This is a genomic window from Verrucosispora sp. WMMD573 (genome assembly GCF_027497175.1).
Lineage (GTDB): Bacteria > Actinomycetota > Actinomycetes > Mycobacteriales > Micromonosporaceae > Micromonospora.
On the sequence record NZ_CP114901.1, the window covers coordinates 1029958 to 1054027 of the forward strand.

Sequence of the window (24070 nt, forward strand, 5' to 3'; positions counted from 1 at the left end):
AGCCGGCGTGGCCCGGAGTCGGATCCCCGGGTCACCGTGGTCAAAGGTAGTCCGATCAGCTGAAAGTCGGCTGAACGTCGGGCGGACGCGCCCGTGATGGCAGTCGGGCCGGCGGCGCGGCGACGAGGGCCGGCGGTCCGGTGCCGACGCGCCGCAACGGTCAGGACCGGGCGTAGACCTCCGGCTTGAGCACCCCCACGTACGGCAGCTCCCGGTAGCGCTCGCCGAAGTCGAGGCCGTACCCGACGACGAACTCGGTGGGGATGTCGAAGCCCACATACCTGACCGGAACCGTCACCTTCACCGCGTCCGGCTTGCGGAACAGCGCGACCACCTCGACGCTCGCCGCCGACCGCGACTCCAGGTAGCGCAGCAGCCAGGACAGGGTCAGCCCGGAGTCGACGATGTCCTCCACGACGACGACGTGCCGACCGGCGATGTCCCGGTCGAGGTCCTTGAGGATGCGCACCACCCCGGACGAGGTGGTCCCCTGCCCGTACGACGAGATGGCCATGAAGTCCAGCTCGGCCGGGGGGCCGTGCCGGCCCAGTGCCCGGGCGAAGTCGGCCATGAACATGACCGCGCCCTTGAGCACGCAGACCAGCAGCAGCCCGTCGGTGACGTGGGCGTAGTCCGCGGAGACCTGCTTGGCCAGTTCCGCGGTCTTCTCGCGGATCTGCGCCTCGGAAATGATCACGTGGTCGATGTCGGCGTCGTACCAGGAGCCGTCAGCCATGCCCATAGCCTGCCGTACGCCTCGGGTTCGCCGTCGGCGGGGCCGCCCGTTTCGGGGCAACCCCGCCGGAGGATTTTTCCGAATGATGCGACATTCACCTCAGCAGTGACGTGACTGCCACCTGCGGCCCCCGTCGGAGGGCTTCCAGTCCGCGGAGTCACGGCTGTCGGCGGTCAGCCCCAGGGCGGACAGCAGGGCGAGGGACAGGAAGAACAGCAGGAAGAACAGGAAACCCATGGCGGCGCTCGCTTTCTGGCGTCTGCGGTTGTCGGATCGCCGCCGGTGCGCACCGGACATCTGCCAGTCTGCGTACCCCGCCAGCCGTCGGACAGTGGCAGAAATGCCAGCCCTACTCGATTTCCTGCCACTCGTGCGGTTACCCTCGTCACATGCTTCGTTCAGTGGCCGTACTCGTGCTGGACGGCGTCGCCCCGTTCGAGCTCGGCGTGCTCGCCGAGGTGTTCGGCACCGACCGCACCGCCGACGGACTGCCCGGCTACCGCTTCGACGTGTGTGGACCTGGGCAGGCCCCGGTTCGCACCTCCGCCGGCTTCCAGCTGGTGCCGAACGCCGACCTCGATCCGCTGGAGCGAGCGGACCTGGTGGCCGTTCCGGCCCACGACCCGACCACCACCGCACCTGTCGAGGTGCACGAGGCGCTGCGCCGGGCCGCCGATCGGGGTGCGTACCTGTTCAGCGTGTGTGCCGGGGCGTACCTGCTGGGCGAGGCGGGACTACTGGACGGCCGGGAGTGCACCACCCACTGGCGGCACGTCGACGAGTTGCAGCGCCGTCACCCGAGCGCCCGGGTGCGCTGCAACTCGCTGTACGTGCAGGACGGCCGCCTGCTCACCAGCGCGGGCACCGCCGCCGGCATCGACGCCTGCCTGCACCTGGTACGCCAGGCGCACGGCTCGGCCACCGCCACCCGGCTCGCCCGACGGATGGTGGTACCCCCGCATCGCGACGGCGGACAGGCCCAGTACATCGAGGCGCCGATCCCGAAGGCGCCGGAGGCCCCCACCCTGGAACCGGTGCTGGAGTGGCTGATGGGCCACCTGGACCGGCAGACCACTGTCGACGAGTTGGCCGCGCGGGCCGGGATGGCGCCACGGACGTTCGCTCGCCGGTTCCGTGCCGAGACAGGCACCACCCCGCACGACTGGCTGACCAACCAGCGCGTCCTGCTGGCCCGCCGGCTGTTGGAGGACACCGCGCTCACCGTGGAGGGGGTGGCCGAACGGTCCGGCTTCGGTGACGCCGCCGTGCTGCGGCATCACTTCACCCGCCGGGTGGGCGCCACGCCACAGGCGTATCGCACCACGTTCCGCGATCGTGCTCCCACTGGCTGACCGGTCACCGGCCCGTCGTGCAGATCAGAAGCCGCCGGCACCGCCGTCCACCCGGGGCTCGGAACCGACGATGTAACCCCCGTCGGCGCTTCGCCAGATCGCCTGCCCGTAGCCGAAGACGGTGGGATCGGACGCGACGGACACCTGGTGCCCCCGGTCCCGCAGGTCGGCCAGCAGCGCGTCGCCAGCGGGCCCGGCGGTCAGCTGCTCCTCGACCAGCAGCGAACGACCCGTGTGCCAGTACCAGCGCGGGGCGTCCAGCGCCGCCTGCGGGTCGAGGCCCGCGTCCACGGTCGCGGAGACCAGCTGAACGTGGCCCTGGGGCTGCATGTGCCCACCCATAACCCCGAACGGCCCCACCGGCACGCCCCCACGGGTCAGGAAACCGGGAATAATTGTGTGATACGGCCGCTTCGCCGGGCCGACCACGTTGGGGTGACCCGCGTCCAGCCGGAAGCCGAGACCACGATTCTGCAGCGCGAAGCCGCACCCGGGCAGCACCACGTGCGAGCCGAAGGCCAGGTAGGTGGACTGGATCAGGCTGACCATCATGCCGCTCTCGTCGGCCGTGCAGAGGTACACCGTTCCACCGCGCTCCGGTGCGCCGGTCACCGGGTCGGCCGCCGCGTCGGAGACCGCCGCGCGGCGCCGCGCCAGATGTTCCGTGGTGAGCAGCCCGGACGGGACCGGAGCAAGGTCGGGATCGGCGACATGGGCATGCGCGTCGGCGAAGCCGAGCTTGACCGCCTCGATCTGCCGGTGCAGCCACCGCGACTCGTCGGCCGGGTCGAATCCGTTCAGGATGCCCAGGGCGAGCAGGGCGGCCAGTCCCTGCCCGTTCGGCGGCAGTTCCCAGACCTCGTGATCCCGGTAGCGCACCGACACCGGGTCGACCCAGACGCTTGCGTGGTTCGCCAGGTCCGCCTCGGTGAGCAGCCCGCCGGTACGGGCGGCGTGGTTGGTCAGGGCCGCCGCGATCCGCCCCCGGTAGAACTCCTCCGCCCGGCTGTCGGCGATCAGTCGAAGCGTCCGTGCCGCGTCCGGGTTGCGCCACCGTTCGCCCGCGCGGGGAGCCCGCCCGTCCGGTGCGAACACCCGCCCGAACTCGGCGTACTCGGGACCGGTCAGGCCGGCGTGCCCGGCTACCGCGCGGGACCAGGCCGCCGCCGTCCTGGTGGAGACGGGGTGTCCCTGCTCGGCGTAGCCGATGGCGTCGGCGAAGAGGTCCGCGAACGGCAGCGATCCGAACCGCTCGTGCAGGTCGCGCCAGCCCGCCGGCACGCCCGGCACGGTCACCGGCAGCCAGCCTCGGGCCGGCATCGCCGGGCCGACCGCCTGCGCGCCGCCCAGCGCGTCGGCGGGCTCGCCGCCTCGGCCGCCGGTCGCCGCGAGCACCAGGTCCCGGGTCAGTCCGGCGGGCGACCGGCCGGAGGCGTTCAGGCCGTGCAGCCGCCCGCCGTCCCAGACGATGGCGAAGAGGTCACCGCCGATGTCGTTGGAGGGTGGTTGCACGACGGTGAGCGTGCTGGCGGTGGCCAGCGCGGCGTCCACGGCGTTGCCACCACGCCGCAGCACGGCCAGGCCGGCGGCCACGGCCAACGGGTGGCTGGTGGCGACGGCGCCACTCGGCGCGTAGAGCGGTTGCCGGGGATGGGTCATCCTTCGCGCACCGCCTCGTCGGGCGCTGACCCCACCGTCTCGGGTACCGGTGCTCGACCGGCCGGTGCGGCCGGTGGTGACTCCGACACCAGCCGGTCGTCACGGCGGAGCACCCGCAGCCCGCCCGGCAGGTAGCTGGCTCGTTGGCCGCGCCACGCCGTCACCAACGCGTCGAGCGCAGCGACGTGGCGATGCGACAGGGCAGCCGGTGGGGCGCCCAACTCGTGGGCCCAGGCACGCAGCACCCGGCCGCGCACAGCCGGCGCCAGCTCCGCCAGGATCCGGGTGGCCAGGCCACCGTCGGGATGCCGGGCCCGGCTCAGCGCGGCAACGGCGAGTTCGTCGAGTACCGCGTTGTCCGCCGCCACCAGCGCGGCGGTACGGGCGAGGTTGTCCAGCACGCCCGGTCCGAGCGCCCGGATCAACACGGGCAGCACGTCGGCCCGGACCCGGGAGCGGGCGTACGCCGGGTCGCTGTTGTGCGGGTCGTCCCACGGCACCAGCCCGAGGGCCACGCAGGCGGCGCGGGTCTCCGCCCGCCCGATCTCCAACATCGGTCGTACGAGTGGAATGCCGGCCAGGTCCCGACGGGCCGGCATGCCGGCCAGCCCGCGCGGGCCGGCGCCCCGGGCCAGCGCGAGCAGCACCGTCTCCGCCTGGTCGTCCCGGGTGTGGCCGGTGAGCAGTGCCGAGGCGCCGTGCCCACCGGCGACCTCGGCCAACGCCTGGTAGCGGGCGTCCCGGGCCGCCGCCTCCGGGCCACCGGGCCGGCCGGCGACCTCGACCGGGACCACCTCCACCGGTGCCAGGCCGGCCTCGACCGCCCAGCGCGCCACCGCCTCGGCCCGGTGCCGCGACCCGGTCTGCAACCCGTGATCGACGGTCACCAGCCCGGCGGTGCGGCCGGCCCGGGGCGCCACGAACGCGGTGGCCGCAGCCAGGGCCAGCGAGTCGGCGCCACCGGAGCAGGCGACCAGCACCGGACCGTCCGTCGGCAGATCGGCCAACGCACGACGGACCGCGATCCGGATCGCGGCCACCGGCGGAGCGAGCGGGGCCATCGGTGCGGCGACGTGCTCAGCCGGCGGTCGGCACCGGACCGACCGGCCCGTGCACCCGCGCCACCCAGGCGTCCGGTTCGCTCAGCTCGGACAGCCGGGGCAGGGTCAGCGGCGACTCGAAGACCCGGTTGAAACCGGCCATCCCGACCCGGTCCACCACTGCGTGCACGAACTTGCGGCCCTCGGCGTACTGCCGCATCTTGACGTCGATGCCGATCAGCCGCCGGATCGCCTTCTCCACCGGGTTGCCGGCCTCGCGCCGTCGGTTGAAGCCGGCTCGGATCCGCTCCACACTCGGAATCACCTGCGGTCCGACGCCGTCCATCACGAACTCGGCGTGCCCCTCCAGCAGGGTCATCAGGGCGGTCAGCCGGTCCAGCACGGCCCGCTGCCCCGGCGTCTGCACGATGTCCAGCACGCTGGAGCGGCTCTGCGGGTCCCGAACCGCGTCAGCGAGGGTGCTCACCCCCCGGCGCAGCCGCTCCAGCAGGTGCTCCCCACCCTGGGAGGCGTCGACGAACGCCTGCACCTCGCCGAGGAAGTAGGCCCGCATCCAGGGCACCGAGGTGAACTGCGTCCGGTGGGTCACCTCGTGCAGGCAGACCCAGAGCCGGAAGTCGCGCGGATCCGCGCCCAGCTTGCGCTCGACCTCGACGATGTTCGGCGCAACCAGCAGCAGTTGCCCCGGGTTGGCGGAGAAGACCTCGTACTGGCCGAGGACCCGGCCGGAGAGATAGGCCAGCACGGTGCCGGCCTGCACCCCGGTCACCCGGGAACCGATCGCCTCGGTGACTGCACCGGGCTGCTTGTCCTGAGCGAGCCGGCCGACCAGCGGGGTGATCACCTCGCGGAGCCCGGCGATGTTGGTCGCCGCCCAGTCACGCCGATCGACCACCCGCACCGGCGGATGGGCGACCTGCGAGGTCAACCCGGTGTAGTCGGCGACGTGCCCGGCAGCCTCGTCGGTCAACCGGCGCAACTCGGACACCACCTCGGTGGCCTCGGCGTACGTCACCCGAGGGCCTGACTTACCCAGGGCCCCCGCCGTCGCGGTGGCCAGATCCCAGTCCACGAACTGCGCCATGCAACCCACCGTACCCGCGCCGCGACACCCACCCGGCGGGCCGACGCGGTGCTGGCCCGCCGGCAGGGTGTCGCCGGACCAGCAACAAGCCGCCCCACCGGGCATTAAGCCCGCCGACCGGTGCCCGCCGATCCGCTCAGCGACAGCCGCAGCCGGCCAGCGCGGCGGCGATCCTGTCCAGCGCGGCCCGGGCCGGCTCCATCCCGTCCGGCCGCACGTCGTCGGTGAGCACCGCGAAGGTGAGCAGGCGGCCCTCGGTGGTGGTCACCACGCCCGCGATGGCGTGCACCCGGGTCAACGTGCCGGTTTTGGCCCGGACCACACCGGCACCGGCGGCGGTGCCGGGTGTCGCGCCGTACCGGTCGCGCAGGGTGCCGGACCAGCCCGCGACCGGCAGGCCGCCGAAGATACCGGCCAGCTCGGGCCGGTCCGGGCTGGCCGCGAGCGCCAGCAGTTCGGTCAGCAGGGCCGGGCTGATCAGGTTCTTCCGGGACAGTCCGCTGCCGTCGGCCAGGTCGAGCCCAGCCACCGGCAGGGCCAACTCGGCGACCACCTCGGCCATCGCCGTCGCGGCGCCGGTGAACGAGGCCGGCCGGTCGCGGGCCAGGGCGACCTGACGGGCCAGCGCCTCGGCGACGATGTTGTCGCTGTCGCTGATCATGATGTCGACCAGCCGGATCAGCGGCGGCGAGTGCACCGCGCCGAGTTCGGCACCGGGTCCACCGCCGCCGACCGGTTCCGTCGCGGTCGCCCCGGTCGGCGGCGGTGGGGCGGTGCCCTTGCGTACGGTGTTGGCCGGCACCCCGAGCAGTTTGGCGAAGGCACGGCCGGCGACCAGGTCCGGTTCGGCGACGCGTTCGGCCCAGCCGGGGCCGGCCTTCGGATTCTCGCGTGCTCCGTCCAACATCAGCGCGGTGATCGCCCCGCCGTACCCGCCGGTCGGAATGTCGTCGTCCCAGCCGGGTTCGTGCACCGGGCCGGAGTAACGCGAGGAGTCGACGACGACCCTGCTGGGTGCGACCCCACCCAGCGCCTGCCGGACCTGATCGGCGAGGTCGGTGAGGCTGGCCGCGCCCGGGTAGAAGCCCTTCGTGTCGGCTGCCAACGTCGGATCCCCGCCACCGACCAGAACCACCTCGCCGGGTTGGGCGCCAGCCACCGCCCGGGTCGGGATGCGATGGCCGGGGCCTCGGGCGGTCAACACCGTCACGGCGGTCACCAGTTTGGTCACCGAGGCCGGCACGGTCCCCTCCCCGCCACCGCGCTCGAAGAGCATCTCCCCAGTGAGCGCGTCGGCCACCGCCACGTTGACCCGGTTGCCCAGCGCGGTGTCGTCGATCAGCGGTTCGAGGGTGGTCCGGAGCCCGTCCGTGCTGGGCGGCGGCGCGCCGATGTCGGCAGCAGCCAGCACCGGGATCGGCGCGGGCTCCACCATCCCGGTTGCCGTCGGTGTCGGCGGCGTGTCTCCCAGCCAGCGGCCCACCGGCCCGGGCCGGACCACGACCAGACCCACCGCGACCAGCACGAGCACCAGCACGGCGGCGAGCACCAACGGCAGGCGACGGCGCCGTACCGGCCCGACCGGTGGCGGTACGACACCGGCCGGCGGATCACCCGACGTACCGGACGCCGGCACTACCGACGCCGGGCGCACCGGCACGGTCGCCGATCCGGTCGGCGGCCCGGCCGGGATCGTGGGAACGGCGCCGCCGGGTGTGGCGGGCGGCGTTGGAGGTTGTGGCCGGAGGACCTGCGCGTCCGGCACTGGTACCCGCCCGGCGGCCGGCTTGGCCGGCGGTTGGTTCGCACCGCCCTCGGCGGCACCGCCGGGACGGTAGTGTGAATCTTCCCTCCCCACGACCCCCTCCTCCCCCACCGGGAACCGGCCTGGGTGACACTACTTCGGTCCGAAGACTATGCGGCGGCCGGAGTCGGCGGGTCGGCAATCGCCCGCCCGGCTCCGCCGCCGGTTCCGTCAAGCCAGCGTGGGCCAACGAGGGAGCGTGCAGATGGATTTCGACGTGACGGTTGAGATCCCCAAGGGTCACCGCAACAAGTACGAGGTGGACCACGTGACCGGGCGGATCCGGCTGGACCGCACCCTCTTCACCTCCACGCAGTACCCGGCCGACTACGGCTTCATCGAGGGCACCCTGGGCGAGGACGGTGACCCGCTGGACGCCCTGGTGCTGGTGCCCGAGCCGACCTTCCCCGGCTGCCTGATTCGGTGCCGCACGATCGGCATGTTCCGGATGACGGACGAGAAGGGTGGCGACGACAAGGTTCTCTGCGTCCCCTACGAGGACCCGCGGCAGGAACACCTGCGCGACATCCACCACCTCGGCGAGTTCGACCGGCTGGAGATCCAGCACTTCTTCGAGGTGTACAAGGATCTTGAGCCGGGCAAGTCGGTCGAGGGCGCGACCTGGGTGGGGCGCACCGAGGCCGAGGCCGAGATCCAGGCTTCGTACCGGCGCGCCAGGGAGGCCGAGGAGCGCGGCGAGTCCACCCACTGAGGTGTCCGATGGGTCCCGGGGGTCGCTCAGCCGAGCAGTCCCCGGGCCTGCTCGTAGAGGCCGAGCACCGCGCAGACGACCGGCACCACCGAGACCACCAGCAGGGTGTCGGCCAGGTCGGCGACCCGCCCGAGGTACGGGGAGACCGGCCGGCGGGCGTATGTCGTGCCGCCCGCCACCACCAGCAGCGCGCCAAGCAGACCGCCGGTGACCAGGATCAGCCGGATTGTCGGGTCGGCGGCCCCGGCCAGCGCCCCGCCGAGGACCGCGTACCCGGCCAGGCCGGCGAGCACCGGGGCGATTCGGTGCCGGACCGTCCTGAAGAGCCGGGCCCGTAGCAGCAGCACCGTCGCGGTCACCCCGACCAGCAGTCGACCGGCGGTGCCACCGGTGCTCACGAGGATCACGGCCGCGCCGACGGCCAGCACGGCCTGACCGATCAGCATGCCGGTGAGCATTTCCTCGGTACGGGCCACGGCTGCGTGCACCCGGCCACGGTCCGGCAGATCACGAGCCTGGTCCGAGTCATCCGACACGTCGGTGGGCAGGGTTACCGGCGGCAGCGGCACCTTGCCCAACCGGATGGCCAGCAGCGGAACTGCCCCGACGGCGAAGGTGAGCGTGCCGAGCAGGACGGCGGCCGCGCCGGCCGGGCCGAGCAGCAGACCGCCGAGGGCGGCTGATCCGGCGCCCGCCCCCACCACCGTGCCGGCCACGAAGATCCGTAGTCGGGTGGCCACGCCGAACAGCCCCAGCACCGAAGCGAGCAGCAGCGCCACCGACCCCGCCAACAACTCCGGTGCGCCCACCCAGCGCAGCGTGCCGATCGGCCCGACCGGGTCGCCCGAACTGACGGCGAGGGCGCCGGCCAACGCCGCGTAGGGCAGCGCGTGTCCGCCCAGCACGGCGCCGGCCGGCCCGTCGCCCTGCGCACGGGACAGCACGGTGCCGGCCAGCACCAGCAGTACCGCCACCACGGTCGCGGCCGGCCAACCGGCGGGGTCGCCGGGCCCACCGGCGGCCAGGGCGAGCAGGCCGACGACGAGCGGCACACCGGCACCGACAAGTGCCACCGCCCGGGTGGCGCCGGGTGACCAGGCCCCGCCTCGGCGGCGGGCGGCGTCGGCGATGGCCTCCACCACGTCGTCGTACTCGAACTCCGGCCACTCGGTGCGAGCCGGCACCAGGTGCAGCACCTCGCCGTCGCGGACCCCCTCAGCGAGCAGCGTCTGCCCGCCGGTCAGCACGCTGCCGTCGGCCCGCCGGAGCAGCCAACCGCCGTGCTGCTCCCCCTCGTCGGCGAGCCCGTCGCCGGCGTGGCGCAGCACCTCGGGCAGCAACTCGGCGAGGGGCACCTGGTCCGGCAGCGCCACGTCGACCCGCCGTCGGGGCGTGCTGACGGTGAGCCGGGCAAGCCCGACGGTCATCGGCTCACCTCCATCCCGAGCGGGCCTGCTGCTGCGCGGACGACAGGACTTTACCTACCATGAGCCAGGCTCGGGTCACCGTGCGCAGTCGGGAGGTCGAGTGTCCACTGTCGTCATCCGGCGGCCGGCCCGACGCCCGGCGCCCGAGATACCGGTCGGTGACCTGCCGGTGCAGGCACCCCCGGAGATTCCGGCCAGCGCCGACACCCGCTGGCACCAGCTGCTGATGCTGCTGCCGATGCTCGGCGGTACGGTCGCGATGGCGATGATGTTCGGCCGGGGCGGCGGGGCGTACGCGTACGTGGTCGGCGGCATGTTCGGCCTCTCCTCTCTGGCGATGCTGGCGACCTCGTGGGGCAGCGCCTCCGGCAGTCCGAGGAAGTCCGAGATGATGGCCGCCCGCCGGGATTACCTGCGGCACCTGGCCACCCTGCGACGGCAGGTTCGGCAGACCGCGGAGCGGCAACGCGCCGGACTCTGCTACCGGCACCCCGATCCGTCGCTGCTCTGGTCGACGGTGCACAGCCACCGGGTCTGGGAACGACGGCCCACGGACCCGGATTTCGCGGTGATTCGGGTTGCCGTCGGGCCGCAGACCCTGGCCACGCCGTTGGTGCCGCCGGTCACCCGCCCGCTGGAGGAACTGGAGCCGATGACGGCGGGCGCGCTGCGCCGCTTCCTGGACGCGTACTCGGTGGTGCCCGACCTGCCGGTGGCTCTCTCGCTGCGCAGCTTCGCCCGGGTCTTCGTCCGGGCCGCTCCGGCCGGACCCACCGGGTCGCCGGCCGCGCAGGCGCTGGTCCGGGCCATGCTCGCCCAGCTCGCGGTCTTCCACGCCCCGGACGAGTTGCTGGTCGCCATCTGTGCCGGGCCGGAACGCCGCGGCCGTTGGGAGTGGGTCAAATGGTTGCCGCACGCCCAGCACCCCACCCGCACCGACGCTCTCGGCCCGGTACGGCTGGTGGCCACTTCCGCCGTGGAGCTGGAACGGCTACTCGACCGGGTGTTGGCCAGCCGGTCGAGGTTCAGCCCGGCCGGACCGGCCACGGACGGGCCGCACCTGGTGGTCGTGTTCGACGGCGGCGACCGCACCGGCGCCACCGAGCTGGTCGGCGACGGCGGGATCGACGCGGTGACCCTGATCGACCTGGACACCCCGCCGCCACGCCTGCTCGACCGGTTCTCGCTGCTGCTGGAGCTGCGAGACGGCCGGCTGCACTCCCGCTCCTCGGACGGGCCGGCCGAGGTGGGCACGGCCGACGCGCTGGAGGTCGCCGAGGTCGAGGCGATGGCCCGGAGGCTGGCACCACTGCGGCTGGCCGCCACCCCGGGTGCCGACACCGCCCCTGGGGCCGAGCCGGGTCTACCGGAGCTGCTCGGCATCGGCGAGCCGGCGAGCTTCACCGTCGAACAGGGGTGGGTTCCGAGGTCGCCGCGGGACCGGCTGCGGGTGCCGGTGGGGATCGGCGTGGACGGCGGCGCGGTCGAGTTGGACCTGAAGGAGTCGGCGCAGGGCGGCATGGGGCCGCACGGGCTGCTGATCGGCGCCACCGGCTCCGGCAAGTCCGAGTTGCTGCGTACGCTGGTGCTCGGGCTGGCCGCCACCCATTCCGCCGAGCAGCTCAACTTCGTGCTCGTCGACTTCAAGGGTGGGGCCACCTTCGCGCCCTTCGACCGGCTGCCGCACACCGCCGCTGTGATCACCAATCTGGCCGACGCGCTACCGCTTGTCGATCGGATGGTCGATGCGATCAACGGGGAGCTGGTCCGCCGGCAGGAGCTGCTGCGTCGCGCCGGCAACTTCGCCAGCCTGCGCGACTACGAGCGTGCCCGGGCCGCCGGCAATCCGCTGCCCCCGCTGCCGTCGCTGCTGCTGATCTGTGACGAGTTCTCCGAACTGCTGTCGGCCAAGCCCGACTTCATCGACCTGTTCGTCCAGATCGGCCGGCTGGGCCGCTCTCTCGGGGTGCACCTGCTGCTGGCGAGCCAGCGGCTGGAGGAGGGACGACTGCGCGGGCTGGACACCCACCTGTCGTACCGGATCGGTCTGCGGACCTTCTCCTCGCTGGAGTCCCGCACCGTCCTCGGGGTGCCTGACGCGCATGAGCTGCCCCCGTCGCCGGGGCACGGTTTCCTGCGCTTCGGCACCGAGCCGCTGCTGCGCTTCAAGACCGCGTACGTCTCCGGCCCGGTGCGTCGGCGTGCCCTGGCGACCGACGCTGCCGGGCCCGAACGTCCCCGGCTGCTCGCCTTCTCCACCCACACCATCCCGATGCCGCAGCCGCCCGTCCCGCCGGCCGTGCAGGACGAGGCGGACGCCACGGAGACCCTGCTGCGTCTGCTCGTCGACCGGCTGGCCGGGCAGGGTGCGCCGGCCCACCAGGTATGGCTGCCGCCGCTGGATACCGCTCCGGCCCTGGACGAGTTGGTCGGCCCGCTCACGGTCGACGCGGCCCGGGGGCTGACCTTCGGCAATCCCGAGCTGCACGGTGCCCTCCAGGTGCCGGTGGCCGTCGTCGACCGGCCCTTCGAGCAGCGCCGCGACCTGTTGTGGTTGGCGTTGGACGGCGCCGCCGGCCATGTCGCGGTGGTCGGCGGTACGCAGAGCGGCAAGTCCACCGCGCTACGTACGCTGGTCTGCGCGCTGGCCCTCACCCACACGCCGGCCGAGGCTCGGGTCTACTGCCTCGATTTCGGTGGCGGCGGGTTGGCCTCGCTCCGTGACCTGCCGCATGTCGGTGGGGTCACCGGCCGGGCCGACCCCACCGGGGTGCGCCGCACCGTCGGCGAGATGTCCACCCTGCTCGCCGATCGGGAACGCCGCTTCGCCGAACTGGGTCTGGAGTCGATGGCCGCCTGGCGACAGCGGCGCGGCACCGGCACCGGCACCGACCCGGGCGATACCGACGCGTACGGCGATGTGTTCCTCGTCGTGGACGGCTGGACGACCCTGCGGACCGAGTACGAGGATCTGGAACCGCTGATCACCGACCTGGCGACCCGGGGGCTCTCCTACGGCGTGCACGTGGTCGCCAGCGCGGTGCGTTGGCTGGATTTCCGGCCGGCCATCCGGGACCTTTTCGGCTCCCGACTGGAACTGCGCCTCGGTGATCCGTCCGACTCGCTGGTCGCCCGCCGGGCGGCGGCGCACGTGCCGGAGCAGACCCCCGGGCGTGGCATCACCTCGGAGAGCCTGCACTTCCTCACCGCGCTGCCGCAGCCGACCGGTGCGGACACCGCCGGGCTGGTGAAGCAGATCAACGACGCGTGGCCCGGCCCGGTCGCACCCCGGGTGCGGCTGCTCCCGGCCGTGCTGCCGTACGCCGACCTCGACCTCGACGCCACGACGGGGCTGCGGATCCCGGTCGGTGTCGCCGAGGCCGACCTACGTCCGGTGGTCCTCGACTTCGCCACGGAGCCACATCTCGTGGTCTACGGGGACGCGGAGAGCGGCAAGTCGTCGTTCCTGCGCGCCCTGGCCACCTCGATCGTCACCCGGTTCACGCCGGAACAGGCACGGGTGATCCTGGTGGACTATCGGCGCAGCCTGCTCGGCGTCATCGCCACGGAGCACCTGATCGGCTACGGCACCACGGCGGCACACACCGCCGACCTGGTCGAATCGGCCGCCGGTTACCTGACAGGCCGCGCACCGGGGCCGCAGGTCAGCCCGACGCAGTTGCGGGAACGGTCGTGGTGGTCCGGCCCGGAACTGTTCGTGCTGGTCGACGACTACGACCTGGTGTCCAGCGGGCCCGCGAACCCGCTGCGGGCGTTGGAGGAGCACCTGCCACACGCCCGCGACGTCGGGCTGCACCTGGTGTTGGCGCGCCGTTCCGGCGGTGCCGCCCGCGCCCAGTACGAGCCGTTGGTGCAGCGGTTACGGGAACTGTCCACCTCGGGCCTGGTGATGTCGGGCAGCCCGGAGGAGGGTGCGCTGGTCGGTCCGGTTCGTCCCGGTCCGCTGCCGCCCGGGCGCGGTCGGCTCTTCACCCGACGCGAGGGCGTACGCCTGGTCCAACTGGCTCACCTGCCGCCACGGTGACGTCGACTCCACGGAACGTCCCTGTAGGCGGGTCGGAACCGGTAATCTCCGATCGTCATGTGTCCCGCGACGAATGGCTGAGGATGTGACCAGGCTGCGGCACAGCGGCCCGGCGAGGGCCGGCCGGTTTGCCAACCGCGTGCTGCTCGCGACGGCCGCCACCGCGCTGTCGGCTGCCGTCGCGGTCGTGCCCGCCGCCGCCGTGCCGGTCCAGGCTCCCGCGCTCGGCCCGCCGGCTGCCCACAATCCCGACGCCGCGCGACGCGCCGACCAGGTCCGTGACGAGCAGTGGCAGCTCGACAAGTTGAACGCCCGGACGGCGTGGCGTACCTCGACCGGGCGCGGTGTGGTCGTGGCCGTGATCGATTCCGGGGTGGACGGTTCTCACCCGGACCTGACCGGTCAGGTGTTGCCGGGGCTCGACCTGGTCGCGCCGAACGGGGCGACCGAGGCGGATCCGGTCGGGCACGGCACCACGGTGGCTGGCCTGATCGCGGGGCGCAACGACGACCGGCGTGGCGTGGTGGGGCTCGCGCCGGACGCCCGGATCCTGCCCGTGCGGGTGCTGGACGCGGAGAACCGCTACGACGACGCGTTGATCGTGGCCAAGGGTGTGCGATGGGCGGTCGACAACGGCGCGAAAGTGATCAACCTGTCGCTCGGCGGTAACGGCGACAGTGCGGCGCTGGCAGCGGCGATCGACTACGCCTTCGCCCGGGACGTGGTGGTGGTCGCCTGCACCGGAAATCTCGCCACCTCGCCCGAGGCGAAGGTGTGGTATCCGGCCCGCGAACCTGGCGTCATCGCGGTCTCCGGCCTGGAGCGCAACAGCGACAACCTGTGGAGCGGGGCGATCACCGGTCGCGCCACCGTCCTGACCGCCCCCGCCAGCGGACTGGTCGGCGCGCGTTCGCCGGGCGGCTACTGGCGGGTGCAGGGCACCAGCTTCGCGGCACCGCTGGTCGCCGCCACTGCCGCCCTGGTGCGGTCGCGTTACCCGCAGATGTCCGCCGCAGACGTGGTGAACCGGCTGCTGACCACCGCCCGGGACATCGGTCCGACCGGACGGGACGAGCGGTTCGGGTACGGGCTGGTCGACCCGGTCGCGGCCCTGACCGCACAGGTGCCGTCGACGGACAAGAACCCGTTGGACGACAACGACCCGCCCGGGGTGACCGGCTTCGGTCCCGCGCCCGGAGCGGCGACGACGAGTGATCCCGACGCCGAGCAACTCGGGCTGACCGGGTCCGGGCAGGAGACCCAGTGGCGGGCCCGGGCCGCCGGTTCCCAGGACGACGCCGGCCCGGAGCGGCTCTGGATCGGCTCGGCCCTCTTCGTCGCGCTGCTCACCGGAGCGGCGCTGATGGTGCGCCGGTTCCGGCAGGCGCACCGCTGACCGACACCCGTCGACGAATCACGCAGATTCTGCGCATCCGCCCGGGGAGATCCCGTTCAGCGGGTACAACCATCGCCGTGGACGCCTTCGAACGAGTCGAGTCCGCGTCGCCCTGCGGTCCGGAGGGTGTCGGACCACGGGACGACCGGCCAGGTGTGCGGCCGGCCCACACCGTCTCCGGCGTGCTGCTGGCGGCGCCGTTCGCGCTGCTCGCCGCGCTGGTGCTGGGTGACTGGCCGCCGCTGCGTCGACTCGACCTGGTGATCACCACCCACCTGCACGGGTACGCCCTGGACCACCCGGTGTGGGTCCGGGCGATGAGCTTCTGGACCGACGCGTTCGCGCCGATGCCCCTGCGGGCCGTGGCGCTGGTTCTGGTGATCTGGCTGGCCCGCGACGGTGCGCGGCGGCTCGTCGGCTGGGTCGCCTGCACCATGGTGCTCGGTGGTCTGCTCGGGCCGCTGCTCAAACTGCTCGTCGGCCGGCAGCGACCGGATCTGCCCGACCCGGTGGCGCAGGCGCCTGGTCTGGCCTTCCCGTCGGGCCATGCGCTGAACGCGATGCTCGCCGCCGGGGTGCTGGTGGTGGTGTTCCTGCCCCGGACCAGGCGCCGTTCCGTGGCCCGCGCGGCGGTCTGGCTCGGTGCGCTGACGATCGCCCTGGTGACCGGGTTCAGCCGGGTGGCGCTCGGCGTGCACTGGAGCAGCGACGTGCTGGCCGGGTGGCTGCTCGGCGCGGCGGTGGTCGTCGCCACCGCCGCCGCGTTCACCGTCTGGTCGGGCCGCCGGTCGGGCTGACCCTCGTCAGGTGCAGTCGCCGGTGTCGGTGCCCCGGGTGCGTTCGGCACCGGCCAGCGCCACCGGTCGGGCCTCGGCGGCGGTGACCGCGAACCCGGTGTTCGGGTCGTCGGCCGCCGCCGCGAAGATCACCCCGAGCACCAGGCCGTTCGAGGAGACCAGTGGACCACCCGAGTTGCCGCTGCGGACCAGTGCCCGGATCGTGTAGATCTCCCGGTTGACGTTTCCCGACGAGTAGATGTCCGGCCCGGTGATCCGGTCGACGTCGCGGATCCGCGCCGACTGGGCGTTGTACGGCCCGTCGAGTGGGAAACCGAGCACGATGGCGTCCGCGCCGGTGGAGGCGCTGCCGGCGGCGAACCGCATCGACGGGCCGGGCAGCCCGGGCACGTAGAGCACGGCCAGGTCCCGGTCGGGGTCGTAGACGACCACCTCGCCCTCGTACCGGTCCCCGCCCAGTTCCACCGCGACCGAACGGGTGCCGGCGACGACGTGCGCATTGGTCATCACCCGGTCGTCGGCGTACACGAAGCCCGACCCCTCTATCCGGCGCGAGCAGCTCGGTGCCGACCCGAGCACCTTCACCACCGAGCGCTGGCCGTTGCTCACCACCTCGGAGCCGGCGAGCGCCGGGTCGGGCGGCTCGACCTGCCGGGCCTGGGTACGTCGCAGCCCGTCGAAGACGTCGGGGAAGCCGTTGGTGTCGACGGTGTCGCGCAGTGCGGTGGAGAGCTGCTGAGCCTGGTCGGGCAGCACCCGGTCCACCACGTTGAGCAGCGCGCTGCTCTTCACGGAGGAGGCGAGCCAGGGCAGCGAGGAGGAGCCGAGCGGCACGGCGACCAGCCAGGCGACCAGCAGCACCGCGAAGAGCGAGACGAATGCGCCTCCGATGTCGTCGGCCCGTCGTCCCACATCACTTCCGATGGTCCGGCGCAGGTGCGATCCGAGCCAGCCGGCCAGCGCCTGACCCACCACGGCGAGGCCGAAGATGGCGACCAGTGAGATCAGTACCCGGGTGCCGCTGTCCACGAACTGCTGGGCGAACATCGGGCCGACCTGTAGGCCGATCAGGGCGCCCAGGAAGAAGCCGGAGAACGAGAGCACGCCGATGACGAACCCCTGTCGGTATCCGCTGATCGCGAACACGAGCATGAGCAACAGCAGGACGAGATCCACGGCCGACACGGCTCAAGCGTACGGGGCTGGGGCTCACCCGAAGACGATCGCTTGCGGAAGGTGACGGTCAGATCAGCGCAGGGCGCTCTCGTCGTCCTCGTCGGTGCCGGCCGACGGAGCGGGTGAGGCACCGACCGGCGGAAGATCGATCACCCGGCTGCGGGGCCACGGGCGGCTCCAGCCACCCATGTCCAGCAGCGCGGCCAGCACCCCGGCCGTGAACCCCCAGACCAGCATCCCGCGTACGGAGAAGGCGGGCCCGACCCAGCCACTCGAATGGCGTACCCGGACCCGGTTGTCCGGGTCGACCAGCTCGGCGATCGGCAGGCGGGCCACGTGCGCCACCTCGGCGGGCTCCCGGGAGTCCACCGGATGCGGCGCGTGCCACCAGGCGAGCACCGGCGTCACCACGAAGTCGCTGACCGGGATCCACAACCTCGGCAGTTGGGCCAGCACCGTGACGCTTGTCGGGTCGAGCCCGACCTCCTCGTTCGCCTCCCGCAGCGCCGTGGCGGCGGCGTCGGCGTCCTCCGGGTCGGCCGCGCCGCCGGGAAACGCCGGTTGACCGGCGTGGTTGCGCAGAGTCGCGGCCCGCTGGAGGACCAGCACGTCCGGGCCGGTGCCGGCGTCCTCGCCGAGCAGCACCAGCACGGCGCTTTCCCGGCCACCCTGGTCCGGCGTACGCAGCTGGGTGAAATCCTCCGTACGCGCGGTGCCGAGCCGGACCAGCAGCGGGTCCAGCCAGCCCGGCACCGGCCGTGACGCGCCGGACGCCTCCCCGCCCCGGCTCACGCTGGCTGGCACCTCGCTCATGCCGGCCCTTCGCTGCGCTGCGGGCCGCCATGAGGCACCAACGCGCAGAGCTGATGATTCGCTCGCTGTCGCTCGCTCATGCCGGCCCTTCGCTGCGCTGCGGGCCGCCATGAGGCACCAACGCGCAGAGCTGATGATTCGCTCGCTGTCGCTCGCTCATGCCGATACCGCGATGCCGAGGTGCTGCCGGACGAGTTCGGCGAGTTGGGCGTCGTCGAGGGCGCCCGAGGTGTCGATGTACCGGACGCCGCCGTCGGCACCCACGAACACCGTCATCGGGAACGCGCTTCGTTCCATGGCCCGCTGGAACGCCTTGCCCTGGTCGAACAGCATCGGGAACCGTACGCCGAAGTCCTCGCCGAGGGACTGCGCGGCGCTGCGGCTGTCCTGGGTGTTCACCCCGATGACCCGCAGCTGCCCCTCGGCGCGCTCGTGCAGCCGCTGGAAGGAGGGAAGCTCCTTGCGGCAGGGCGGGCACCAGGAGGCCCAGATGTTGACCACTGCCGGTCCACGGATGTCCCGCAGGGCGACCGGGGACCCGCCGGTGAAGCAGGTGAGAGTCAACTCGGGCAGCGGATCGCCGGTCAGCTTCCCTCCATCGGGGTCGGCCGGGCCGTCGGTGAGGCCGCCGCAGCCCTCGAAGGGTGACGGGCGGGCCGCCGCCGTGGCCGGCCCGGCCGGGGCGGGGGCCTCGGAGTCGGCGGTGCAGGCGGTGGCGAGCATCAGCAGCAGCGGCAGGGTCAGCAGCGCGAGCCGGCGGTTCACGGTGCCTCCGCCGCAACCGCCTGCGCCGGCACCAGCTCGGGATCGACGCCGGCGGCGACCGCGAGGGCACGGGCGCGGGGACCTTTGAGCAGCTTCGCGGCGGCGGCTGGTTCGGTCGGTCCGGTGCCGTACGAGGGGCAGAGCTTCGCCAGGGTGCACGCGCCGCAGGCGGGCTTGCGGGCGTGGCAGACCCGGCGGCCGTGGAAGATGATCCGGTGCGACAGCATGGTCCAGTCCCGCTTCGGGAACATCGCCCCGATCTCGTGCTCGATCTTGACCGGATCGGTCTCGGTGGTCAGCCCCCAGCGCCGTACCAGTCGCTGAAAGTGGGTGTCGACGGTGATGCCGGGCACGTCGAAGGCGTTGCCGAGGATGACGTTGGCGGTCTTGCGACCGATCCCGGGCAGGGTGACCAGGTCGGCGAGCCGGTTGGGAACCCGACCGTGGTAGCGCTCGACCAGGGCCTGGCCCAGTTGGATCAGCGAGTTGGTCTTGTTGCGGTAGAAGCCGGTCGGTTTGATCATCTCCTCCACCTCGCCGCGATCGGCCCCGGCGTAGTCGGCGGCCGTCGGGTAGCGGGCGAACAGTTTCGGAGTGACCTCGTTGACCTTCTTGTCCGTGCACTGGGCCGACAGAATGGTGGCGACGGCCAGTTCCAGCGGGTTGCCGTGGTCGAGCTCGCAGTGCGCGTCGGGGTGCGTTTCGGTAAGCACCCGGCCGATCCGCCGCGCGCGGCGGGTGCGTCCCAGGTCGGTCTCGGTGGCGCTTCTGGTCACGACGGCCAGCCTACGTCGCCGGTCCGACTGGCCCGGACGCCTGTGTCGTCGCACTCAGTCCGCGTCGGGCGGGCTGATCTTTCCGGAGTCGGTGAACCGGGCACCGGTCTCGGCGAAGTCGAGCTCGGTGAGGTCCTGCAGCAGCCCGAGACCACGGTCGTCGGGGTCGATCGTCGGCTTGCGGGCCCCGTCCATGTAGGTGGAGGTGAACGAGCCGCCGGCCCAGGTGCCGTCCGCTTCGAGTGACACCTTCAGCACGCCGCCCCAGCCGAGTCGACCGTTGTTGCTCAGCGAATTGCCGCCACCGGCGAAATTACCCAGGCTGTACGCGATCAGCCTGCCCTTGTAGAACTCCATCCCGCGCAGCACGTGCGGGCCGTGCCCGACGATCAAATCGGCACCGGCGTCGATCATGGCGCGGGAGAACTTGATCGGGTCGCCGCGGTTCTCCCCAAGGAACATTTCAGTGCCGGGCCGCACCCGCGTCATCTCCGACCCTTCGGCCCCCATGTGCACCTGCACCACGACGATGTCGGCCTGACCGGCGGCCTTCTTGATCACCTTTTTCGCGGCCGGAATGTCGGTGAGACTGTTCGACCACTGGTACGACGAGAAGCCTGCGACGGCCACCTTGACGCCCTTCACCTCGACGACCGTGATCTGGTCAGGTGCGCCGGTGTGCTCCAGCCCGTGTTCCTCCAACGCCTGCTGGGTGTTCTCGTAGCCCTTCGGCCCGAAGTCGTACCCGTGGTTGTTGGCCTGGTTGAGCAGGTCGAAACCGGCATCGGCGAGATGGGCGGCATACTCCGGCGGCGCGCGGAACTGGAAGCAGCGGGTGGAGTTGGCACCGCACTTGCCGGCCCCGGTGTCCACCGTCAACGGCTCTTCCAGGTTTCCCATCACCAGGTCGGCGGCGAGCGCCTTCTTCACGGAGTTGAAGAAACCCTTGCCGTTGTTCGGGGGGAGCCGATCGGGTGCCATGGCCATCACGATGTCGCCGGTGGCGGAGAGCGAGATCTTCTTGACCTCGGGGGCAGCCGATTCGACGGGTGCGCCTTCGCCACCGCCCGTGCCGGGTTGCCAGAGCGGCCCCTCGTCGGAGCTGGCGCAGCCGGCGAGGAGGACGGCGGCGAGCAGCGCCCCCACTGCGGCCAGGGTGCGGCGGCGGGGTCGGGACACGAAGGGGGCGGGAGCGTACATCGTGCGCGACCCTACCGGGCGGATATCGCGGAATCGACAGCCGATCGGGTGGGGAGATTCAGCCCTGGAGCCGATCCGACCATGGCACAACGGTGTCGCGGCCCACCGACAGCACTGCGGCGTGCACCGCCCGGGCCAGCGGCGCGCCCCAGGTGGAGCGGGGTCCGCCGTAGGCGTTGATCGACCCGTCCGGCGGGCAGAGCACGGTGACCGCGTCCGTCGGCGTACCGGTGCCGGGCAGCCCCAACTCCGCGATCGCCTGCGCCTTCGCCTCGGTGGCCGTGGCGACCGCGTTGACAAGTGCCGCGTCGCCGAGCCGCGCCGGGACGTACGCCACGATGTTCACCGTGCCGACCGGTTGCGCCGGCACCGCCACCGTGGGGGCCGCCGCCGGCACCGGCGTGCCCAGGCCGACGGTGGCCCAGACCTGCACCCCGGTGTCGGTCCGCCGCACCACCTCGGCCACGTCCACGCCGGTCATCAGGCCCACGCCGGGCCCGTCCAGGCCGAACTCCCGGGCCAGCTCGGCCAGGTGGTCGGCGGGGTCGTCCCGGTCATACGACATCGGCACCGTCGCGTTCAGCACCCACCGTCGTACGCCGATCCCACCGCCCAACGGGGCGGAGCTGACCGCCCGCAGCGCTCCCTCGGCATGCCAGATGAGCACCGGAACGTCACGTTCGTCCTCACGCCGGGTGGCCAGCAGTGGTTCGGGCAGCACCCGGTGACCCTACGTCCGGGTGTCCGCACCGCCGATCCCGGCCTGACCAGGCGCGGGATTCTAAAGGGTGATCACGACGGGCGCGTTACGCCCAACGATCAAGATTCCAGGGGTGCACCTCTGATTCCTGCTCACGTGCGCCTAGACTGGTCGGCGCGCGAGGGATCAGCGGACGGCGGACCCAGGCCGAGCAGACGGCACGCGCAACCGGAGGTGCGCGATGGACGAGGTACTGGCCCGCAGCGGGATCTTCCAGGGTGTCGACCCGGAGGCGGCCGAGGCGCTCGCCAAGGAGATGGAGACGATCGAGGTCCGCAAGGGCGAGGTCGTCTTCAACGAGGGCGAGCCCGGCGACAGTCTCTACATCCTGCTGTCCGGCAAGATCAAGGTTGGCCGCCGGGCGGCGGACGGCCGGCAGAATCTGATCGCCGTGATGGGTCCGTCGGACATGGTCGGCGAGCTGTCGCTCTTCGACCCGGGTCCGCGTACCGCGACCGCGACCGCGGTCACCGACAGCCGGCTGGCCCGACTGCGAAAGCAGGCGCTGCGGCCGTGGCTCAACAACCGGCCCGAGATCGCCGAGCAGTTGCTGCGGGTGTTGGCCCGCCGGCTGCGCCGGACCAACGACGCCCTCGCGGACCTGATCTTCACCGACGTGCCCGGCCGGGTGGCGAAGAATCTCCTTCAGATGGCGGGGCGCTTCGGCACCCGCGACGGCGGCGTGCTGCGGGTGACGCACGACCTGACCCAGGAGGAGATCGCCCAGCTTGTCGGCGCCTCCCGGGAGACGGTCAACAAGGCCCTCGCGGACTTTGCCTCGCGCGGTTGGCTCCGGCTGGACGGCAAGAGCATCATCATCCTCGACCCGGAGCGTCTGGCCCGCCGCGCCCGCGTCTGAGCCCCCTAGGCCCACCTAGCTGGGTGTACAACTTCGGGGTTGTTGTTACCCGCCGCGCGCTGGGTGCAGCAACAACCCCGAAGTTGCGTTGGCGAGGGCGGCACCCGGCACGGGCGTGGCTCCGAAAAAGTCAGTCTTGACTGTTTGTTTTTCGGGGGGCAGGCTTTCCGGCATGCCCCCCGCAGCGACCCGCGTCCCGCAGCAGGAGCGCAGCCGCGCCACTCGGGCCCGGCTGCTGGAGGCGACCGTCGACTGCCTGGTCGAGCACGGCTGGTCCGGCACCACCACGACGGTCGTGGCGGCCCGGGCCGGTGTCTCCCGGGGCGCCCAGCTGCACCACTACCCGACCCGAACCGCCCTGGTCACCGCCGCCGTCGGGCACCTCACCGAACGGCGAGCGGCCGAGTTGCGAGCCGAGGCCGACGCCCTGCCGGCCGACGCCGACCGGCTGGATCGGGTGGTGGACCTGCTTGCCGCCGCCTTCACCGGGCCGCTCTTCGTCGCCGCCCTCGAACTCTGGGTGGCCGCGCGCACCGACGCCGAGCTGCGGACCGCCCTACTGCCCCTCGAAGCCCGGATCGGTCGGGAGATGCATCGGCTGACCGTCGAACTGCTCGGGGTGGACGAGCGGCGTCCCGGCGTCCGCGAGGCGGTGCAGGCAACCCTGGACCTGCTGCGCGGGCTCGGCGTCGCCAACCTGCTCAGCGACGACTCGACCCGCCGGGCCGCGCTGCTGCTGGTCTGGAAGACCCAGTTGACGGCGCTGCTCACCAGCGCGGAAAAGGCACCCTGACCGGCCCCAACCGCCCGGAGGCACCATGGTCGACCTGACCCACCTGCTCACGGATCTGGCCACCGAGTCCGAGCAGCTCGACGCGCTCGTCGCGGCGCTGCCGCAGCCGGAGTGGGAGCGGCCCACCCCCGCGGCAAGCTGGACGATCGCCCACCAGATCGCCCATCTGGCGTGGACGGATCACGTGGCCCGGCTCGCCGCCACCGACGCCGACGCGTTCTACGCCTCGGTCACCGCCGCACCGGATCCGGCCCGGCTGGTCGACGACGGCGCAATCGCCTTCCTCGCCCCGCCCGAGGCGCTGCTGGCCCGCTGGCGGGAGGGCCGCTCGGCGCTCGCGGCAGCCCTCGCCGCCGCCCCTGCCGGGGAGAAGCTGCCCTGGTACGGAACCCGCATGTCACCTGCCTCGATGGCAACCGCCCGGATCATGGAGACCTGGGCACACGGCGAGGACGTGGCCGAGGCGCTCGGCGTCACCCGGCCCGCCACCCACCGCCTGCGGCACGTCGCGTACCTCGGCTGCCGTACCGTCGGGCACAGCTTCGCCGCCCACGGCCGCACGGTGCCCACGGCACCGGTCCGGGTGGAACTGGCCGCGCCCGGCGGGGAGACCTGGGCCTTCGGTCCGGCGGACGCGGCCGACCGGGTGACCGGTCCGGCGCTCGACTTCTGCCTGCTGGTGACCCGACGCCGGCACCGCGCCGACACCGCGTTGGTCGCCACCGGGCCGGTCGCCGACGGGTGGTTGGACGTGGCCCAGGCCTTCGCCGGCCCGCCCGGCACCGGCCGCGCTCCCCGAACGGCGGCGTCGGGAGCACAGCCGTGAACGCGCGCGGCGGCGACCCGGAGGTGCTG

The 24070-nt window shown here is 72.7% G+C and carries 20 protein-coding genes and 1 pseudogene; 8 read left to right on the forward strand and 13 right to left on the reverse strand.

The window, feature by feature from the left end; translation table 11 throughout:
- Positions 1-160 precede the first annotated feature (160 nt).
- Both hpt and O7601_RS04825 read right to left on the reverse strand, forming a co-directional pair.
- Positions 161-736 (reverse strand): hypoxanthine phosphoribosyltransferase, encoded by a 576-nt coding sequence (gene hpt, locus O7601_RS04820; RefSeq protein ID WP_099849003.1) that lies wholly within the window; start codon positions 734-736, stop codon positions 161-163.
- A 99-nt stretch (positions 737-835) separates the two neighbouring features.
- Positions 836-973, reverse strand: a complete 138-nt coding sequence (locus tag O7601_RS04825; protein WP_281565050.1) for a hypothetical protein — start codon at positions 971-973, stop codon at positions 836-838.
- 152 nt (positions 974-1125) lie between these two features.
- Between O7601_RS04825 and O7601_RS04830 the strand changes: the two genes are divergently transcribed.
- Complete coding sequence (locus O7601_RS04830; protein ID WP_281565051.1) at positions 1126-2088, forward strand: helix-turn-helix domain-containing protein; 963 nt, start codon at positions 1126-1128, stop codon at positions 2086-2088.
- Between the two features lie 24 nt (positions 2089-2112).
- On the opposite strand, the gene O7601_RS04835 is transcribed toward O7601_RS04830, so the two are convergent.
- The 4 genes and pseudogenes from O7601_RS04835 to dacB all read right to left on the reverse strand — a co-directional run bounded on the left by O7601_RS04835 (position 2113) and on the right by dacB (position 7441).
- Entirely contained in the window at positions 2113-3747 is a 1635-nt protein-coding gene (locus O7601_RS04835) for a gamma-glutamyltransferase family protein (protein WP_281565052.1), read from the reverse strand.
- Between the two features lie 83 nt (positions 3748-3830).
- A pseudogene (gene tilS, locus O7601_RS04840) lies at positions 3831-4808 on the reverse strand (tRNA lysidine(34) synthetase TilS); the annotation flags it as partial.
- Positions 4809-4824: 16 nt separating this feature from the next.
- Positions 4825-5892, reverse strand: coding sequence for a zinc-dependent metalloprotease (locus tag O7601_RS04845; protein ID WP_281565053.1), 1068 nt, complete (start codon positions 5890-5892; stop codon positions 4825-4827).
- A gap of 136 nt (positions 5893-6028) precedes the next feature.
- The gene (gene dacB, locus O7601_RS04850; protein ID WP_281566797.1) at positions 6029-7441 is read right to left on the reverse strand and encodes a D-alanyl-D-alanine carboxypeptidase/D-alanyl-D-alanine-endopeptidase; all 1413 of its coding nucleotides are present in this window, start codon (positions 7439-7441) and stop codon (positions 6029-6031) included.
- 460 nt (positions 7442-7901) lie between these two features.
- Here dacB and O7601_RS04855 point away from each other — a divergent pair, with 460 nt between their 5' ends.
- Entirely contained in the window at positions 7902-8408 is a 507-nt protein-coding gene (locus O7601_RS04855) for an inorganic diphosphatase (protein ID WP_093409905.1), read from the forward strand.
- Positions 8409-8434: 26 nt separating this feature from the next.
- Here O7601_RS04855 and eccD read toward each other — a convergent pair whose 3' ends face one another.
- Positions 8435-9835, reverse strand: a complete 1401-nt coding sequence (eccD, locus tag O7601_RS04860) for a type VII secretion integral membrane protein EccD (RefSeq protein ID WP_281565054.1) — start codon at positions 9833-9835, stop codon at positions 8435-8437.
- A 100-nt stretch (positions 9836-9935) separates the two neighbouring features.
- Here eccD and eccCa point away from each other — a divergent pair, with 100 nt between their 5' ends.
- The 3 genes from eccCa to O7601_RS04875 all read left to right on the forward strand — a co-directional run bounded on the left by eccCa (position 9936) and on the right by O7601_RS04875 (position 16073).
- Positions 9936-13880 (forward strand): type VII secretion protein EccCa, encoded by a 3945-nt coding sequence (gene eccCa, locus O7601_RS04865; RefSeq protein WP_281565055.1) that lies wholly within the window; start codon positions 9936-9938, stop codon positions 13878-13880.
- A 73-nt stretch (positions 13881-13953) separates the two neighbouring features.
- Entirely contained in the window at positions 13954-15276 is a 1323-nt protein-coding gene (gene mycP / locus O7601_RS04870; RefSeq protein WP_281565056.1) for a type VII secretion-associated serine protease mycosin, read from the forward strand.
- Between the two features lie 155 nt (positions 15277-15431).
- Entirely contained in the window at positions 15432-16073 is a 642-nt protein-coding gene (locus tag O7601_RS04875) for a phosphatase PAP2 family protein (protein WP_281566798.1), read from the forward strand.
- Positions 16074-16079: 6 nt separating this feature from the next.
- Here the strand turns inward: O7601_RS04875 and O7601_RS04880 are convergent, their stop codons facing one another.
- The 6 genes from O7601_RS04880 to O7601_RS04905 form a co-directional block, all read right to left on the reverse strand.
- Positions 16080-17258: a MarP family serine protease gene (locus O7601_RS04880; protein WP_281565057.1), complete on the reverse strand. Its 1179-nt coding sequence runs from the start codon at positions 17256-17258 to the stop codon at positions 16080-16082.
- 63 nt (positions 17259-17321) lie between these two features.
- Positions 17322-18062: a CoA pyrophosphatase gene (locus O7601_RS04885; protein WP_281565058.1), complete on the reverse strand. Its 741-nt coding sequence runs from the start codon at positions 18060-18062 to the stop codon at positions 17322-17324.
- A 156-nt stretch (positions 18063-18218) separates the two neighbouring features.
- Positions 18219-18827: a TlpA disulfide reductase family protein gene (locus O7601_RS04890; RefSeq protein ID WP_281565059.1), complete on the reverse strand. Its 609-nt coding sequence runs from the start codon at positions 18825-18827 to the stop codon at positions 18219-18221.
- On the reverse strand, positions 18824-19603 hold the full coding sequence (gene nth, locus O7601_RS04895) for an endonuclease III (RefSeq protein ID WP_281565060.1): 780 nt from the start codon (positions 19601-19603) through the stop codon (positions 18824-18826). Before nth ends, O7601_RS04890 begins: the two co-directional genes overlap by 4 nt.
- A 54-nt stretch (positions 19604-19657) precedes the next feature.
- Positions 19658-20803, reverse strand: coding sequence for a CapA family protein (locus tag O7601_RS04900; RefSeq protein WP_281565061.1), 1146 nt, complete (start codon positions 20801-20803; stop codon positions 19658-19660).
- 58 nt (positions 20804-20861) lie between these two features.
- On the reverse strand, positions 20862-21524 hold the full coding sequence (locus tag O7601_RS04905; protein ID WP_281565062.1) for an adenosylcobinamide amidohydrolase: 663 nt from the start codon (positions 21522-21524) through the stop codon (positions 20862-20864).
- Between the two features lie 220 nt (positions 21525-21744).
- On the opposite strand from O7601_RS04905, the gene O7601_RS04910 reads away from it, so the two are divergent.
- From O7601_RS04910 to O7601_RS04920, 3 genes are all read left to right on the forward strand, one after another.
- Positions 21745-22422: a Crp/Fnr family transcriptional regulator gene (locus O7601_RS04910; RefSeq protein WP_013736306.1), complete on the forward strand. Its 678-nt coding sequence runs from the start codon at positions 21745-21747 to the stop codon at positions 22420-22422.
- 172 nt (positions 22423-22594) lie between these two features.
- Positions 22595-23215, forward strand: coding sequence for a TetR/AcrR family transcriptional regulator (locus O7601_RS04915; protein WP_281565063.1), 621 nt, complete (start codon positions 22595-22597; stop codon positions 23213-23215).
- A gap of 25 nt (positions 23216-23240) precedes the next feature.
- Complete coding sequence (locus O7601_RS04920) at positions 23241-24041, forward strand: TIGR03084 family metal-binding protein (protein WP_281565064.1); 801 nt, start codon at positions 23241-23243, stop codon at positions 24039-24041.
- Positions 24042-24070: the final 29 nt, after the last annotated feature.